This window comes from Treponema denticola, assembly GCF_024181405.1.
Lineage (GTDB): Bacteria > Spirochaetota > Spirochaetia > Treponematales > Treponemataceae > Treponema_B > Treponema_B denticola_D.
Genome location: NZ_CP051302.1, coordinates 768,743 through 785,032, shown reverse-complemented (window position 1 = coordinate 785,032; position 16,290 = coordinate 768,743). Strand labels below are relative to the sequence as shown.

At 37.3% G+C, this 16,290-nt stretch carries 17 protein-coding genes; 6 read left to right on the top strand and 11 right to left on the bottom strand.

The features are described 5' to 3' along the window. Positions 1-6 precede the first annotated feature (6 nt). The 8 genes from HGJ18_RS03580 to HGJ18_RS03545 all read right to left on the bottom strand — a co-directional run bounded on the left by HGJ18_RS03580 (position 7) and on the right by HGJ18_RS03545 (position 7,861). Positions 7-1,890, bottom strand: coding sequence for an alpha-amylase/4-alpha-glucanotransferase domain-containing protein (locus HGJ18_RS03580; RefSeq protein ID WP_253697703.1), 1,884 nt, complete (start codon positions 1,888-1,890; stop codon positions 7-9). Positions 1,891-1,981: 91 nt separating this feature from the next. After that, positions 1,982-2,521 (bottom strand): hypothetical protein, encoded by a 540-nt coding sequence (locus tag HGJ18_RS03575; protein WP_253697702.1) that lies wholly within the window; start codon positions 2,519-2,521, stop codon positions 1,982-1,984. Continuing rightward, a complete protein-coding gene (locus tag HGJ18_RS03570) occupies positions 2,518-3,111 on the bottom strand; it encodes a hypothetical protein (RefSeq protein ID WP_253697701.1) in 594 nt (197 codons plus the stop codon). Before HGJ18_RS03570 ends, HGJ18_RS03575 begins: the two co-directional genes overlap by 4 nt. Then, entirely contained in the window at positions 3,112-3,603 is a 492-nt protein-coding gene (locus HGJ18_RS03565; protein WP_253697700.1) for a hypothetical protein, read from the bottom strand. It lies immediately after the preceding gene. Then, entirely contained in the window at positions 3,596-4,630 is a 1,035-nt protein-coding gene (locus tag HGJ18_RS03560; RefSeq protein WP_253697699.1) for an RnfABCDGE type electron transport complex subunit D, read from the bottom strand. The genes HGJ18_RS03565 and HGJ18_RS03560 overlap by 8 nt, the downstream gene beginning before the upstream one ends. Further along, entirely contained in the window at positions 4,627-5,913 is a 1,287-nt protein-coding gene (locus HGJ18_RS03555) for an SLBB domain-containing protein (protein WP_253697698.1), read from the bottom strand. Before HGJ18_RS03555 ends, HGJ18_RS03560 begins: the two co-directional genes overlap by 4 nt. Beyond that, positions 5,910-7,367 (bottom strand): hypothetical protein, encoded by a 1,458-nt coding sequence (locus HGJ18_RS03550; RefSeq protein ID WP_253697697.1) that lies wholly within the window; start codon positions 7,365-7,367, stop codon positions 5,910-5,912. Before HGJ18_RS03550 ends, HGJ18_RS03555 begins: the two co-directional genes overlap by 4 nt. Positions 7,368-7,372: 5 nt before the next feature. Further along, complete coding sequence (locus HGJ18_RS03545) at positions 7,373-7,861, bottom strand: divergent PAP2 family protein (RefSeq protein ID WP_253689720.1); 489 nt, start codon at positions 7,859-7,861, stop codon at positions 7,373-7,375. Between the two features lie 61 nt (positions 7,862-7,922). On the opposite strand from HGJ18_RS03545, the gene HGJ18_RS03540 reads away from it, so the two are divergent. Continuing rightward, complete coding sequence (locus HGJ18_RS03540) at positions 7,923-8,825, top strand: pseudouridine synthase (protein ID WP_253697696.1); 903 nt, start codon at positions 7,923-7,925, stop codon at positions 8,823-8,825. Between the two features lie 139 nt (positions 8,826-8,964). On the opposite strand, the gene HGJ18_RS03535 is transcribed toward HGJ18_RS03540, so the two are convergent. The 3 genes from HGJ18_RS03535 to HGJ18_RS03525 all read right to left on the bottom strand — a co-directional run bounded on the left by HGJ18_RS03535 (position 8,965) and on the right by HGJ18_RS03525 (position 13,695). Beyond that, positions 8,965-10,800 carry a methyl-accepting chemotaxis protein gene (locus tag HGJ18_RS03535; protein ID WP_253697695.1) on the bottom strand — a complete coding sequence of 612 codons (1,836 nt, stop codon included), beginning with the start codon at positions 10,798-10,800 and terminating at the stop codon, positions 8,965-8,967. A 231-nt stretch (positions 10,801-11,031) separates the two neighbouring features. Beyond that, positions 11,032-13,341: a heavy metal translocating P-type ATPase gene (locus tag HGJ18_RS03530; RefSeq protein WP_253697694.1), complete on the bottom strand. Its 2,310-nt coding sequence runs from the start codon at positions 13,339-13,341 to the stop codon at positions 11,032-11,034. Further along, on the bottom strand, positions 13,342-13,695 hold the full coding sequence (locus HGJ18_RS03525; RefSeq protein WP_002668756.1) for an ArsR/SmtB family transcription factor: 354 nt from the start codon (positions 13,693-13,695) through the stop codon (positions 13,342-13,344). A 143-nt stretch (positions 13,696-13,838) separates the two neighbouring features. On the opposite strand from HGJ18_RS03525, the gene HGJ18_RS03520 reads away from it, so the two are divergent. From HGJ18_RS03520 to HGJ18_RS03500, 5 genes are all read left to right on the top strand, one after another. Next, positions 13,839-14,456 (top strand): V-type ATP synthase subunit E, encoded by a 618-nt coding sequence (locus HGJ18_RS03520; protein WP_010699289.1) that lies wholly within the window; start codon positions 13,839-13,841, stop codon positions 14,454-14,456. 3 nt (positions 14,457-14,459) lie between these two features. Beyond that, the gene (locus tag HGJ18_RS03515; RefSeq protein WP_253697693.1) at positions 14,460-15,011 is read left to right on the top strand and encodes a DUF2764 domain-containing protein; all 552 of its coding nucleotides are present in this window, start codon (positions 14,460-14,462) and stop codon (positions 15,009-15,011) included. A gap of 74 nt (positions 15,012-15,085) precedes the next feature. After that, on the top strand, positions 15,086-15,730 hold the full coding sequence (locus HGJ18_RS03510) for a YoaK family protein (RefSeq protein WP_253697692.1): 645 nt from the start codon (positions 15,086-15,088) through the stop codon (positions 15,728-15,730). Positions 15,731-15,787: 57 nt separating this feature from the next. Next, the gene (locus HGJ18_RS03505; protein WP_253697691.1) at positions 15,788-15,898 is read left to right on the top strand and encodes a type II toxin-antitoxin system HicA family toxin; all 111 of its coding nucleotides are present in this window, start codon (positions 15,788-15,790) and stop codon (positions 15,896-15,898) included. Then, positions 15,895-16,284 (top strand): type II toxin-antitoxin system HicB family antitoxin, encoded by a 390-nt coding sequence (locus tag HGJ18_RS03500; RefSeq protein ID WP_002671421.1) that lies wholly within the window; start codon positions 15,895-15,897, stop codon positions 16,282-16,284. Before HGJ18_RS03505 ends, HGJ18_RS03500 begins: the two co-directional genes overlap by 4 nt. Positions 16,285-16,290 lie beyond the last annotated feature (6 nt).

The following is a 16,290-nucleotide window of genomic DNA, read 5'->3' as shown; positions in this document are numbered from 1 at the left end:
AGGGCTTTATTTTTCTTTTCCCGCTTTTTTTGCATCTACCTTAAAGAAAAGAAGCTTTTCCGTTTCAAATCCGGAATTTAAATCGACCTTCCAAAAAAACAGATTTCTTATTCCCATAATAGGATTTTTTGCCTCAGGAATTTTTTCGTATATGGGAAGAATAATACACTCTGCAGCCTCATTAGATTCTATGGTAAAGACGGTCTTCCCTTCAGGTTCCGTTATCTGAACCCAAGAAACCTTTGAAAAGGTGTTTTTTTCTTGAGAAGCCTCATACTTTTGATCATCCGCATAAACTGAAACGCTTGCAAGTTTTTTTTCAATAGGGCTTACGGACAGGTCTATTTCCACCATAAAATAAGCCGAAAGATTAAAGGGACTTTCATTTTTTAAAATATATTGAACTTGGACGCCCTGATCATTGAAGCTGTATTGTTTGCGCAAGGATACTAATTGATTAAAACTGCGGAAGCTTCCTTCGGTTTTCATTAGAAGCTCAAATTTGACCCTGTCGAATTTTACATCCTGATAAAGATTTTCGCAAAAAACCGGCTTGGCAACAGCAAACTTAAAGTCCCCTTTTTTAATTGTTTCAAGCTCATCTGAAGATATAAGATGGTCTACAAATAAGCCGGTCTCTTCGGAACAGATATCTGCATAGTTTTTATAGGCAGAAAATACATCCATCTCAAAAATCTTTCCGCCAAGAGCGTGAATATACATATTGAGATGTTCCCTCTGGGATATAAACTCCTTAACACCATCCAAATCAAAATCCAAACTGGTTAAAGAATCTGCAAAAACTCCGGGGATTCGAGTCTGCTTTTCGGCTAAAAGCAGATTTCTGTAGCAGTATTGCCTTAAATCTCTGTTATATTTTTTATTTTTACAATCCAAATTAAAAAGTATTCCGCTTTCAGCCTTCCACAAATCCAATGAGGAATTATTTTTGCGGGCCTTATCACCACGCACCTGGTTTACAAGACTATGAACATAGATCATCTTTGCATACATGGCATAGACATTGGGTTTATTGGCTAGAAGCTGTTTTACGGAGCTGTTTACAAGTTGATTTGAAAATATTGCATTTGAGGATATAAAGCCCTTTTGATATATTCTTTTATTTTTAATTATTTGTCCGGTATGAGTGAGCGAAATAACGGAGTCGGGAGACGAAATACGTTCAAGAAATTCCTCCATCCACGATTTTTTACCCTTTGATTTATCTAAAAATCGAACTGCTGTTTCTCCGGATAAGAAGACGACAACGCTTGTTTCGGTAACTACACTTGCATAATTGCATAATAAGTCATAAAAGGCTGCCGGCTGCAAATCGGTATTTTCAAATTCATAAGTAGAAGGAATACCGAATAATATTTTTCCGCCGTCTTCCATACAAACCGGGGCAAATGCATTTAAGCCGGCCTTAATAAAAAAACGGAAATCAAGAAGGCAATACTCCATTCCGCATTTTTGTAAATTGGGAAGGATATTGGGATTCCATGCAAAATAGGGCAGATACATACCGCGGGGTCTTTTATAAGAATGTTTACGCAAAGTATCCGTCATGTACTCTATCTGCCCTATGAGGTCGGATGAAGGAATCATCGAGATAAACGGCTCATAAAAGGCATTTCCCAAAATCTCGACTTGTTTTCTATTGTGCATTTCGTAAATAACATCAAAAAAGGAGGGGTTTTTACGCTGTATCCATTCTAAAAATCTGCCGCTAAAGACAAGAGTAAAGGGAATAGAAGGAGAAGCATATAAGCTTGAAAAAAAATCTTTGTAGTCTTGAGTATAATCTTCTTTTGAAAACTCATCAATTACATTATAGTCTGCATGAACGGCAAAACATATCTCCAGTTTTTTTTTACTGTTCTTTTCCACAAAAACCCCTTTACATTTTTACAATGGTTCAATTATAAATTATAAACAAAGCCTTGTCAATCCTGCAATGCTTTTCAAAAACGGTTAAAAATTAAAAAAAGGGCGATAGATCAGTAAGATAAAAAGCCGACAACATCAGCCCCATGCTTATCAAAAATAGAGACGCTTTTTTCCATTCGGTAAAAGATTCTTTATCCGCTGTTTTTTGCTTTATTGCATTTAGAACAAACAAAAACACAAAAAGACTAAAAAAACCCGAAAAAATCAAAGCAAGACATTCTCGATATGTAGAGGACTGATAAAGGCAAAAAAATACGAGTCCCCAGCTAAAAATCTTTTCTTCAGGTTTTAAACCGTTAAACTTAGGCCATACAAGCTTAAAAATCAAATTCAATGTCTCTAAAAAACTTATAGTCAAAACAGGGAGAAGAAAACCGGCACCAAGAGGGTTTAAAATATAACGGCATAAAGCCCAAACCGGACTAACCGATATCAAAACTACTATGACATTTTTAATAAAAAATGCATATACTTTTTTGGGGTTTTCAAGATAGATATAGAGGCATTCCAAACCTATTCCATATACAAAAACAATCGAAGATACAAAGGTATAAAAGATAATCAGACTCATTCTTCCTCTCCCATCTTAACAGTCGGCAATTCTTTTGTAACGGAAAAATAAATCCATATTATAAGCCCGAGGATAATAAAGGCTCCGGCAGTGGTCCCTAAAAAACGGAATAGAGGATGATTTGAAAAATAAGGCAGCCGAAGCGATAAAAAACCCGATGAAACAGGAAAAGAAAGTGAGCCGAAAGCAAAAAATTCCCTTAAAGCAGATAAACTCAAAATCAAGACGGAATACCATATAGGTAAATCCAATGATTCAGAGTCTTTATAATATTGTTTTAGGCCCAAAAAAATAATGTAGGAAAAGGTTAATATATACGTATATACTTGAAGGGGGCCGTGTATTATAGGTAATATACCTTCCAGCAAGGCATTGACCAAAGCCGCACCGGTAATCATAAATATACTTACAAACACATAGTTAAAACGGTTAATATCTATCAGCTTCCCTACATAATTTCCTAAAATCCCCAAAAAAAAGATAACCCACAATGAAACGGTTAAGACAATTCCGTATGCAAAATTTGAGGCAGCAGGAATTATGGGACATAAACCGAAAAGAAAGACGATCAACTTCTTATTTGCAGCCATTTATTTTTTCTCCTTATTGTTTATCTCAAGCCGTTCAAAGGCAGAAGCTAATTTTTGCTCGGAAATGCTTATAGTCAGAGGAATTATGCCGTAATATATAGCCGGTCTATCGGCAATACCTCCTCCTAAACCGCAAAAAAAGCATTGTCTTTCCTCCTTAAAGTAGAGAAACATCCCTTGATATATTCCGTATTTTCCGCTCATATTTATAAAAGCGGCATAGCCTTTTTTCTCCTTCATCTTGACTTCAAAAACCGCATTACAAAAATTCATATTTAGCGAAGAAGGCTTTAAGGCTTTTATAAATTCTACACCTTGATATTTCGAACAAAGCGGAGAGTTTTTTAAAATATAGTCTGCATCCTGTAAATAGGCATCATTTTTAAGTCCTGAAATTATATAACCGCTTCCCCACAATATAAGTCCCGATACAATAAAAAAAGCAAAAAGGAGGAGGTGTTTTTTTATTTTTTCTACATTCGAATTATTCATAGCGGCTCCTTTTTTTAGCCTGTATTTTTATCTCAAGTCTTTCGATAAGAGGAGAAATTATATTGCCGAGTATTATGGCAAAGAAGATTCCTGCAGGCGATGCTCCATGGGCACATATAAAAAAGGCAAAAATCCCTGTAAAAAATCCGCTCATAGCCTTTCCGTATTTGGTTTTGGGAGAAGATGCAGGCTCCGTCATAACAAAAAAGGCAGCAAATAAAACGCCGCCCGTTAAAACAGCCGACAGTATGTCTCCCGTAAAATAAATATTTGAAACAGGGACCATTCCGAAAATCCAAACTAAAACAGCATAGGTTGCCAAAAAAAACGCAGGAAGAATATAATCCACAGCCCTGATAGAAAACAATATTATCGACGACACCAATGTAACTATATTGTAACGGAAAGCAGGTATTGATGATGTAGAATTTAAAAAGAGGCTTATATAGCCTTCAGGAAGGGTTACGCCTACACCGTGTAATAAAATGGAATTAAGAGCAGAGGTAACGGTAAAATCCGTTTTAAGTTTTAAAAGGCCGTTTGCCTCCATCACGGCAAAAAAACTGCCTTTTTCAGCTAAGAGTGAAAAATCTGAAATCAGCGGCGGAAAGGCCTCCGGCCGGGAAATATATGCAGCACAGACTGCAAAAGCAACAGGGTTCAGCCAATTTCGCCCTGTTCCGCCGAACACGGTTTTTACAATAAATACCGAAAAAGCACTTAAAATAAAAACAAAAACAAATCCTATATCGGTCGGCATAAAGAAACCTATCAGCAAACCTGAAATTATCATTTCGAGGGATAAACCGAATTTTGAGGAAGCTAAATATCTAAGTAAATTTTCTACAAATAATACGCCCATAACCGCAATGACAATATTTAACAGGGCATAAAGGTCGGCACTCAGCGCCAAAATCAAAATTTGGATACCTAAAAGAGATAAAACGGCAATATTAATTTTAAAAATGGGAAGGCGTGTATACACAAATGGAGCAGCCGTCAAAGACAAGTTAGAATAAGATTTCATAAAAGATTTCCTTTTTTAAATTTTTTTGACATCTCTAAAATAATGGAACACAGGGGAATCCTTGAAGGACAACAGGCGGAACAACAAGCACAACCGCTGCAAATATTTATTTGTTTTAAAATGTCCTCGTTTAAGTCATCAGCTTCAATGGATTCAACTATTTTTTTAGGCTCCAAATAGAGAGGACAAGAATTAAAACATAAACCGCAATTTATACACTCTTCTATAGAGTGTTTTTTTATACTATCCTTCCCCGGAATATGAATCGATTTTAAGGTACTCGTTACAGGTATATCCAAAGTATCGGCGGATATCCCGCCGATAAGCCCGTTCAATATAATTTGTGCCGGCACGGTTTTAAAGCCTCCGCACTCTTCTATAAGATTTCCTATAGGTGTCCCTATCTTAACCTTTAAAACCTTGGGTTCATTGATAGCCTTACCGGTTACAAGAACATAAACAGAGGTAATAGGATTATTTGTTCTTACAACCTCATATGTATACATAGCAGTAGGAATATCTATTAAAAAAGGATTTTCCTTATTTGCAAAATAATTTTTTTGAACAAAGGGATAATCATTTGATGCATTTATAAATTTTACCTTACAAAAAGGCTCACAAGTTTCTGAAATTTGCTCTAACTTGTAAAGATCTTTTTTTGCCAACTTATGAATACAGGTTACAGAAGCAGCATTGAGGATTTTCGCCATTATACCAAGACCCTCTGCAACATCTTCAAAAAAATGATCAAACAAGATTGAATCAATACCTGAAGAAGGGTCCTTATCGAAAAGGTTTATATAGATATCGGCCTCTTCCTTTTTTAAAGCATTTCTTACCTGATAAATAAGGGGCACTGTTGAAAAATCAGCCGTATTTAAAATTCCGGAATAACCTATTGCTCTAACAATTTCGGAATTAGAAGAAGTCCTCCATGGATAATCGGCAGATGGGCGGCCTAGAATATCAAAAGCCCCTTCAAGTTTTACGGCTGCAGCATGGATATGCTTCCCGTCCGGAAGGGTAAAATCAATAAAATCATATAAAATTCCGGGAATAGAAGAGTATATGCCGACCGAAAAAGGTTCCTCAGTACGGGCTATAATTTGACCTTCTTTTACGGTCTCTCCTTTCATAACAAGGGTTTCCGGACGCTTTTTAGAATCAAAAGCTATAGGTATAAAGGCCTTTTGAGGTAAAAAGGCATTGCCCTCAAACGAGGCAGGAAGCTTAGGGTATTCTAAAACCTCTTTACCCCGTTTAAATCTTAAAAATTCCGTCATTTTTCTAACACTCTCAATAATATAATCATTAACGGCATTATAGCCGAAACAAGGGCAACAAGCAATGCTGCACTATTATAACGGTTAAGCGGAAATTTCTTAGGAGCATAAGAAGCCGTAATAAACCTTCCCTGACTGTAAAGCAGGTCTTCGATAGAAGGGCTGGTCCTAAAAGAAATAACGCTTTTTATAAACTCATCATCAAAATTGAATACAAGGCCGTCTTGTTCCGTAACTACACCGTTTTCATCTACGGAAAAATCGTTAAAACTGACCCTGTCATTTTCTTGAGGAGAAAGACCCAGGCGGGTAAAGGGAATAACCTTTGCATTCCATGTATCCGAGATAAGGTTTCCAAGATCAGGAAGGTCATCTCCTGTCCTTATTTTTTTTAATTCATCAAAGGCCTTTTTTGAAAAGCCGGGAATTCCGACAGAGGCCTCAGGCATAGGCAGATATAGGGTATTTTGATATGCCTTTATGGTTTTATTAAAACCGAAATATAAAAACAAGGCTGAAAAAGCAATAGAAAAAATAGCACAAGAAGAGACGACAAACAAATGCCTTGTATACCAAAATTTTGCAACCGATTCCGGGTTCATCACATAGGCCCGTATTGTTTTATGAATTTTTTGCGTATCCATCTTCTCTTCAGCAAAAAAACTAAACCTTTCAATGATGTATGTAAAAGAGGCTGAAGCCGATATTGCAAAGACAAAAAGAACAAGAGAAATATTACTGTTGAATTTTGCAATTATCAGAGCAACAAAGGGGAAAAAAACTAAAAGAGGATTTTTTTTGATTCTGGACACAAGCTGTTCTCTTGTAAATTTTAAAGAAGAACCTATGGCTTCCATCCAAAACGCAAGAGTATACATAATTATAATTGAGGAAGAAAGAGCTAAAATTCCCCGCTGAAAGGCTGCGTAAATAACAAAGGGAAAGGCGGCAGAGAAATAATTTTTTTTACGGCTTGTATAAAAAAAAGATACTGCAAAAAATATTAAAGCAATAAAAAACTGGAACACCGAAAAAGAAGAATCGTTTTCTATAAAAAAATATCCGGTATTTTTCTTTAAAAATTTAAAAAAGTCCTTAGTTATATGCTTATCGGATGGAATATACATATATCTTATATTTTCCTGATCATTTACGAACCACTGAGTGTAACGCTCCTTATCGGTAAAGGGATAGCCGGTATAACCTTGTTCTTCCAAATCCGAAAAACGGTTTTCTATGGTTTGAGAAGAAATTATCCCCGTAATACCGTGTTCTTCGGCTGCCTGTAAAATTGCAGGTTCATCTACTTCCATAGGTAAAAAAAGGACAAGGTAGTCCTTCCACAATGTAGACATTGAGCTCATCGGAACAAATATTAACAAGAAAAAAGAGAAAATCAATAAAAAACCTGCAATAATATCAAAACAGAAGATGTATTTTTTAGGTTGATTCATAGCTCTTATCCAAAATAAGCAAATAATATTGATGTGATTATACCAAGAATAATGCCGGCAACAGCTTCAACGGGCTTGTGTCCTTGGATTTCCCTTACGGCCCTAAAATGATATCCTTCATTCTTTTCGGCAAACTTTGCACCGAGGTCATTTAGAGCCTTAGCCTGCAAACCGCTGGACCTTCTTACGCCTACAGCATCCCTTATAACTATAAGTGCCATAAAACAGGCAAAAATAAAAAGATCCGAATCAAACCCCTGCCTTATACCTATGCTGACGGTTAAAGATGCTACAAGAGCGGAGTGACTTGAAGGCATTCCGCCGGTACGCCAAAACACCAGCTCAAAAAAATCTATAGGGGTCTTTATTGAGGCATTAAATAATGCAAAAATAGTCTTTATAACCTGACTCATCATCCAGCTTGTTATAGCGGATAAAAAAATCGGATTAGAAAAAAACATAATCCACTGCATTTTATACATCGCTTCCAACATATCTTTAATTCTCTACAAAATAGCTCTTTTGTCAAGTCTGTAAATGGTATATAATGTATAAATGAGTAAAGAAAATAAGATTTTTTATATAGGCGAAGATGATTCAGGCAGGAGACTGGACCGTGTAATACGAAAATTTTTAGGAAAGATGCCCCTTTCCGGCGTATATTCGGCAATACGCAGAGGGAAGATAAGGGTCAACGGTAAAAAAGAAAACGGAGCCTACTTAACCCAAAAAGGCGATGAAATTTCAATGGATTTGAGCCTATTCGGCCTAACTGCACCCGCATCAGAAGCTCAAACAAATTATTCAATTTCAAAACCTGACGTTCTATTAAAAACCGATGATTTACTCTTTATAAACAAAAGGCCCGGAGAGCTTGTACATGGAGAAAAAAGTCTTTGTGAGGCTGTTTTAAAATATTTTCCGTCAAAAGAAAAAAGTCTTTCCTTTAAAGTAGGCGCCCTGCATAGACTGGATAAGGATACAAGCGGAATTCTAGCCTTTTCTCAAAGTTTAAAAGGAGCCCAAGAATTTTCAAAGGCCCTGCAGGAAGGAAAGATAGGTAAATTTTACATAGGAATAACTGAGGGGCGTCCTTCTTTAAACGAATTTAAAAGCTCAATCGACGGAAAAGAATGTCTTTGTCTTATAAGAGTTCTTGATTTTTCAAAAAAAGAAAATTTAAGCCTTGTTCTTTTTAATCTTATAACCGGAAGGAAGCACCAAATAAGAATACAATGCTCTCAGTTCGGCACTCCCCTTTTAAACGATAAAAAATACGGCTCAAAACAAAAAAAAGCATTTTCTGAAGATTTATCAAAAAAAACTACATATTTTTTACATGCCTATAAGTTAATATTTTCGGAACCGTTTTTAGACGACTTACCAAAGGAGATTACCGCCCCCCTTCCCGAAAACTTTAAGAGAGCGGTCAAAAGTTTATTCGTGCGGAGGGTTTAATACCCCGACGCTCTGTGTCGTAATAAAGGGTATTAAACCCGACTGCAACTACCTTATGAGAACATACAGTGCGAAACATTGAGCACTGTACCCCGATGCTCTGCGTCGGGGTTGTTGATTTGGTATAGATTTGGCAAGCTTAAAAACTTAGTTGAGACAGGTACTTCATAACCCTAGCGACAGCCTCTTTGTTTTTTCCGCTTACTCTGCTTACCTGGGTTATAATTTCATTTATTTGTCCGGTATCGTTTCCTATACCATCCATACCTTGGTTTATCAGTTTAGAAATTTCTACCAGTTTTGAAATTTCTTTGCTGACCTCAGTATTTCCTTTAAGTATTTCCGAGGAACCGCTTTTTACATCATAAGTTATATCGCTTATTTCTTTTATGGCATCCAAAACTTGACTGCTTCCGGAGCTTTGCTCTGTCATAGCATGCATTATAGAGCTGCTTCCGTCATTTACCGTCGAAAGAATTTTCATTATTTCGGCAAATTGCACTTCCGTAGTCTCGGCGGCAGAATTAAGCTCTTCAATCTTAGTTTTGAGATTATTTAATACGGTTGTAATTGTTTTTCCTTGAGTACTTGATTCTTCAGCCAGTTTTCTGATTTCGTCAGCAACTACGGCAAAGCCCTTCCCGGACTCTCCCGCATGAGCAGCCTCAATAGCCGCATTCATTGCAAGAAGGTTTGTTTGACTTGCAATATGCTGAATAACATTAGAAGCTTCCAAAAGTCCATCCGAATCATCGGTAATATTTTTTGCTATAGTGTGTGCGGTCGAAACGGCTTGATTGCCTGATTCGGCAGAAGCGTTTAGTTTTTCGATGGAGTCGACATTTTCTTTTACGGTTTTTGTTACGGACTGAATATTGGAAACCATTTCTTCTATAGTTGCAACGGATTCCGTAACGGCTGCAGACTGACTTTCAATATTCTTTCCTAATTTTTCTATACCTGAGGCCATTTGATTTAAGGTCCCCTGCATCTTTACAACACCTGAAGATTGATCTTGGATATGATTTCTGGCTGAAGAAATATTATCGGTTATTTTTCTGACTGACTCGGATGTTTTATCCATATTTGACGAAAGAAATTCGGCCGTGTCTCCTGAAAGGCCTACACTTTCATTAAGCTCCTTTATAAAAGTTTTGTTAAAAGTCAAAAGCTTACCGATATCCACCAGTAAAAGAGCTATCTCATCCCTGTTCCAGCTTGCAACAGGTTCTCTCTTATAATTTCCATCAGCCAAATCCTTTATTATTCTTTGAATCAAAAAAATTCTAACTTCGATAGATTTGACAATAATCCCTAAACTTAGCACCGATAAAATCAAACCGTAAATGAACAAAGGTAAAACGGAATTTACAAGTCTTTCATAAATATTTTGATTTTCAAAACGGACAATAGGAGCAAGTACAAGAAGAATAACGGCTATAATACAAGTAATACTTGCAATAGTAACTTTTTTTATCATCGAAAAAGATAGGTATTTTTCTTCGACAGGAATAAATGAAACCCATTTTTCGAAAGCTCTAATAGTACTTGAAGAAAATATAGTACCCAACAAGAATATATTCCCTATAGTACTAAAAAGAGAAGATAAAAATAAACCGGTTTTATCAATAATTCCAATTTCCAAAGATATAAGGGGAACGATAGCGGTAAACAGCAACGGTATGACCAATAAAAAAGTTTCATATCTTAATATATTTTTCTTTGCTTTTTCGGGATTTTCTTCCCAGTTTATAATTGCAGGAAAAAAAACTTTTTGTTTGATGATAGGACTTAAAATGGCAATCAGAATACCTATTATAAAGACCTTTGAGCTCACAACAGCCTTCAAATTGGTAGAACTTCCGACAAAAATAGAGGTAAAAAAATTACCGGCAATCCAACCAAGATTGGTAAATAGATCAAAAACTAAAATCTTTTTTGGCGGAGTGGGAACAATCACATTAACTTTTTCCATAAAACTTTCTCCTTTATTTATTATATTGATTTTAAACTTTTTCTTTAAATTCTTCAAGCTTAAAAATTTGATTTATTATTAATTAAAATATGTGAGCGATTGGATTATTTACACGAAAATGGAAATGATAACACCCGATGATGTCTATCTTTTATAGTAATAAAAACCGGCCCTTAGCCAAGTAAAAAGCTGAGCCGGTTTTTTTTAATTTTGTAATTTATCAATATTGACCTATCTTTTTGCTCTTAAAGAATTAAATACAGCCAATAAGGCAACTCCGACATCGGCAAAAACAGCTGCCCAAAGGTTTGCAAGACCGAGAGCTCCCAAGGTTAAAAAGCCGATTTTTATACCAAAGGCCAAGGCTATATTTTGCCAAACTATTTTTCGGGTAAACCTTGCATGTTTTACGGCCGCAGCTACAAGACGGGGATTATCGTTCATAAGAACAACATCAGCCGCCTCAATGGCAGCATCGCTTCCTATGCCTCCCATAGCTATACCTGCATCCGAGCGTGCCAATACGGGGGCATCGTTTATACCGTCTCCTACAAAGATAACAGAAGCTTTTTTATTCTTTGCTTTTACTTCATCGGAAATTTCCTCAAACCTTGAAACCTTTTCATGGGGTAAAAGCATTGAGGTGTAATTTTTTATACCCAAATCTTCTGCAATCTTTTTGGCCGATTTTTCATTATCGCCTGTAAGTATTTCTACCCTTGAAAGCCCCAATTTATTTAAATCGGATATAGCTTCTCTTGCTTCATTTTTAAGCGTATCGGTTAAAATCAAGCAGCCGATGTACTTGCCATCATAAGCGGCATAAACTTGAGTTCCGCCTATCTCATCTCCATATAAAGGAATTTCCTTTCCTATGCTTTCGCTTATAAAGGAATTTTTTCCGGCTAAAAGGCTCTTTCCCTTGTAATTTACCGAGATACCTTTTCCTGCCTTTTCGTAATAGTCTGTAAGCTCGGCATTTGGAAAAGTCTTTGTTACCTCTTCGGACAAATTAACTAGAGCACAATCTTGAATAGCTTTAGCTATAGGATGATGAGAATTGAATTCGGCAAGGGCAGCCAATTTTAGAAACTCATATTTTTCTACATTTTCCGCAGGCATTAAGGTCATAACCTTTAGAACTCCCTTGGTAAGAGTTCCCGTTTTGTCGAAGACGACGGCATCGGCCTTTGAAAGAGCGTCTATGTAATCGGCACCTTTAATCAGTATACCCCGTTTTGCAGCTCCTCCTATTCCGCCGAAATAACCCAGCGGAACCGAAATAACAAAGGCACAAGGACAGGAAATTACCAAAAATACAAGACCACGTGAAATCCACGGAGCAAAACTTTCCCAGCCGTTAATAGGCGATGAAAAAATAAGCGCACTTAAAAGAGGCGGTAAAACCGAAAGAAGAACCGCTCCTATCGTAACTATCGGAGTGTAAACTTTTGCAAAGGAGGTAATGAACCGTTCTACCCTGGCCTTTCTGTTTTGTGCAGACTCAATCAGCTCAAGCATCTTTGAGGCAGCGGTATTTTCTAAGGAAGCGGTTGTCTTTACCGTTATAACCCCCGTTAAGTTTACAAAACCTGCAAGTACGGGGCTGCCTTTTTCTGCAGTACGCGGAAGGCTTTCACCCGTCATAGATGAGGTATCAAGTTCGGCACTTCCTTCATAAATTACGCCGTCCAAGGGGATTTTTTCACCGGCTTTTACAAGAACCAAGGAACCGATTTTTACGCTTGCAGGATCTACAAGTTTTTCTTTAGAATCGGAATCATAAAGGCGGGCAAAGTCCGGGCGGAGGTCCATAAGATCTATGATTGAACGCCTAGATTTTTCGACGGCCGAGTGCTGTACCACCTCTCCTAAATTGTAAAAGAGCATAACCGCAGCACCCTCAGTCCAGTCGCCTAAAATAAAGGCTCCGATTGTTGCAACAGACATCAAAAAATTTTCATCAAAAACTTGACCCTTTAAAATATTTTTTACTGAAGTCAACAAGACCTTGTAGCCTGCTGTCAGCCAAGCTATGACAAATAAAACCGTCGAAAAAGCTGCATAAAAATTCTTAATTTGTATTCCGGCTTCGTCAAAAAAAATCCGGGCAAAAATACCTCCGGCAAAAAACAAGGCCGAAATACCGAATTGCACTACCATCTCTTTTAAAGAGCCGTGATGATGTTCGCAGCCGCAGCCTGAATGATCGTGTCCGTGGTGGTCGTGCCCACAAGAGCAATGTTCATCGTGGGTATGCTCGTGATGGCCGTGTCCATGATGATCATGTTCATGGTGGTCGTGGTGTTCATGCCCACAAGAGCAGTGCTCATGGTGGTCATGTTTGTGATGATCGAGATCATGCTCGTGATGATCGTGTCCACGCATGTGGCAATTTTTTTCTTCTTTATGCCCACAGCCGCAATGTTCATCGTGGCTATGTTTGTGATGATCGTGATGGCTGTGTCCATGGTGTTCATGTTCATGATGTTCTTCATGACTGTGTCCATGCTTGTGTTCGTTTTCTTTTTTTAAATCCATTTACCTGCCCTCCCTAATGTGTTCCAAACCGACGGAATATAGGATTCCGACATGGTTGTCATCTATTGTATAATAAACCTGTTTTCCGTTTCGGCGGCTTTTTACTATTTTAGCCTGCCTTAAAATTCTAAGCTGGTGAGAAACGGCCGAAGCAGACATTTCCAAAACTTCTGCAAGGTCGGCTACACAGAGTTCCCCTGAAATAAGAGCGGAAACAATCTTAATCCTCGTAGAATCTCCGAAGTTTTTAAAAAAATCGCCCAAATCGCTCATTGTCTGCTCATCGGGCATCTTAGCCCTTGCATGAGCCACAGTTTCTTCATTAGAAACACCTATTTCATCATCTTCTATCATATTCATCACCTATTCATATGAACAAATGCTCATATATTCATTTATCATTATAATAAATTTAAAAAAATTGTCAAGTCCTATCTTGCTAAGAATTAAATTTTCTGTTACAATGTTGAAAGCATAACTTTGTTAAGGAGACATATATGGAAGTTCAATTGCAAGAGCTTGTTGATAAGATAAAAAAAGACGGAGTTGCCGCTGCCGATGAAAAAGCAGCTGAAATTATCAGAGCAGCAGAGGAAAAAGCAAAAAATATTATCGAAAAGGCCGAAGCTGAAGCTCAGGAAAGCGTAAAAAAAGCTGAAGCTGAAGCTCTCAGATTCCAAAAAGCTGCCGAATCTTCAATAGACCAAGCCGGCAGAAATACTCTTATTTCATTCAGACAAGGTCTTTTAAACGAACTTAATGCCATTATAAAGGCTGAAACAGCCAAAAATTACGATTCCGCAGTTCTAAAAAATCTGATTCCCGAAGCAGTCAAGGGCTGGGTAAAAACAGGCAATACCGAGAATTTATCCGTAATTCTTGCAGACAAGGATCTTAAAGAGCTTGAATCCTCTTTAAGCGCAGCCTTAAAAGATCATATTGCTAAAGGACTGGAGCTTAAAGCCGACAGCAAGATAGCAGGTGGATTTAGAATCGGTACTAAGGACGGATCTGCCTATTATGACTTCTCGGCAGAAGCCGTTGCAGATTTGTTCTCATCATATCTAAGCCCTAAAACAGCCGAAATTTTAAAGAATGCGGCAAAGGAGCTTTAAAAGGTGGCATCCTACTATTATTTGACGGCTCAACTGCCTTCAATTTTTCCTAATCTACAGCCTCCTATGAGCTTTAAAGCCTTTAAAGAACTGGCTTTGCGTTCTCTTTCAAAAAAAGATGCTCAAATTTTGGAAAACCTATCCCTTGAGCCTCCAAGAGAAGAAAAAAGCACAGGTTCCGCCTATTTGGATAAGTGGTATGAGTTTGAGCGTTCTCTTAGAATAGCCCTTGAACAAGTACGCTCGGCAAAGCTAAAATGGGAAGCGCCTATTTCCTATGACGAAAGAGTTTTGCTTTCTTCGGCTTTTACACCGGTACAAATTGCAAGAACAGCAGCTTCAATTCAAAATCCTCTTGAGGCCGAAACGTTTTTGGACAATGCAAGGTTTCAGGCTGCCGATACGGTAAGAGGGTCCGAAAATTTCTCTTCTGATGGAATTTTTGCCTATGCTGTTAAGCTCCTTTTGAGGGAAAGAGCCTCCAAATTCGAAATGGAAAAAGGGAAAGAAGAATATTCTTCAATATATAACACTATCCTCGATGAAGAAAAATAAGCCGCGTATTTATAAGCTGATTATAAAACCGGTTCTTAAAACAAGCTGCCGGATTTTAGGCCGATAGGTTAATTATGACCGACACCTTAAAAGACCTGAGATTTAAAATCTGGATAGCCTTTTTAACCTTCTTGTCAGGTTTTATAAATGTAGAAGCAATCCGCAGCTTTTCTTTGCCTGTAAGCCACCATACGGGAAACGTAAGTCATCTTGCCCTTTCAATAGTACACAAAAATATAACGGAAGTTTTTATAATCTGCTCGGCTATTCTTGCCTTTTTTGCAGGAGCTTTTTTTTCGGGACTTTTATTCCACCAAAGAAAATTCGGATTAAAGAAAAGATACGGCATTTTGCTGATGGGCCTGGCTATGATATTTTTAAGTTTGGCATTGTTTAAAACACCCCAAATCCTCAAAGTATCTGCCCTAAGCTTCGCAGCAGGAGTTCAAAACGCCATGTTTATCTTCTATGGAGACATCCTTGTAAGAACCACCCACATAACAGGCTACCTTACAGATGCAGCCTTTGCCCTGGCTATGTGCCTTAGGGGCAAAAAAGACAAATTCCGATTTTTTTTGTTTTACAGCCTCAATATTCTTTTTTTCTTAGCCGGAGGAATTACAGCGGGCCTTATCAAAACCGATTCATTTTTTATAAGTTCGGCCTGTCTTTATCTTATTGCGGGTCTTTACTATTTTATGATGAGGAAAAAACAGTAAGATTGAAAATAAATTTCAACCATTGACATACGCATTTTTTATACATATAATTTACATATGACAGCAAAGGAAGTGTTAAAGCTCTTAAAACAAAACGGATGGTATATTTGTGAAACTAAAGGTTCACATTATCAATTAAAACATTTGAAAATAAGAGGTATAAAATGAGAAATAAAACATATTTGGCTGTTTTTGAACCGGCAGAAGGTGGTGCATATAGTGTATATTTTCCGCATGTTTTAGGTTGTGTAAGCTATGGAAAAGACTTTATTGATGCACAAAAAATGGCAAAAGAAGCTTTAGAACTTCATATATATGGAATGGAAAAAGACGGAGAAAAACTGCCTGTTGAGGAGTTTTCAGGCATACAGACAAACGATGGAGATATAGTTTGTGCCATTACTATTTACCCTGACCTCGTAAAAAATGAAATAGATAGCAGGCGTGTTAGGACAAACTGTACTATCCCCTATGGTTTAAAGCTAAAAGCAGAACAACAAGGCATAAATTTTTCTCAAGTCTTGGAAACATCATTAAAAGAATTGGTATTATGATAAAAC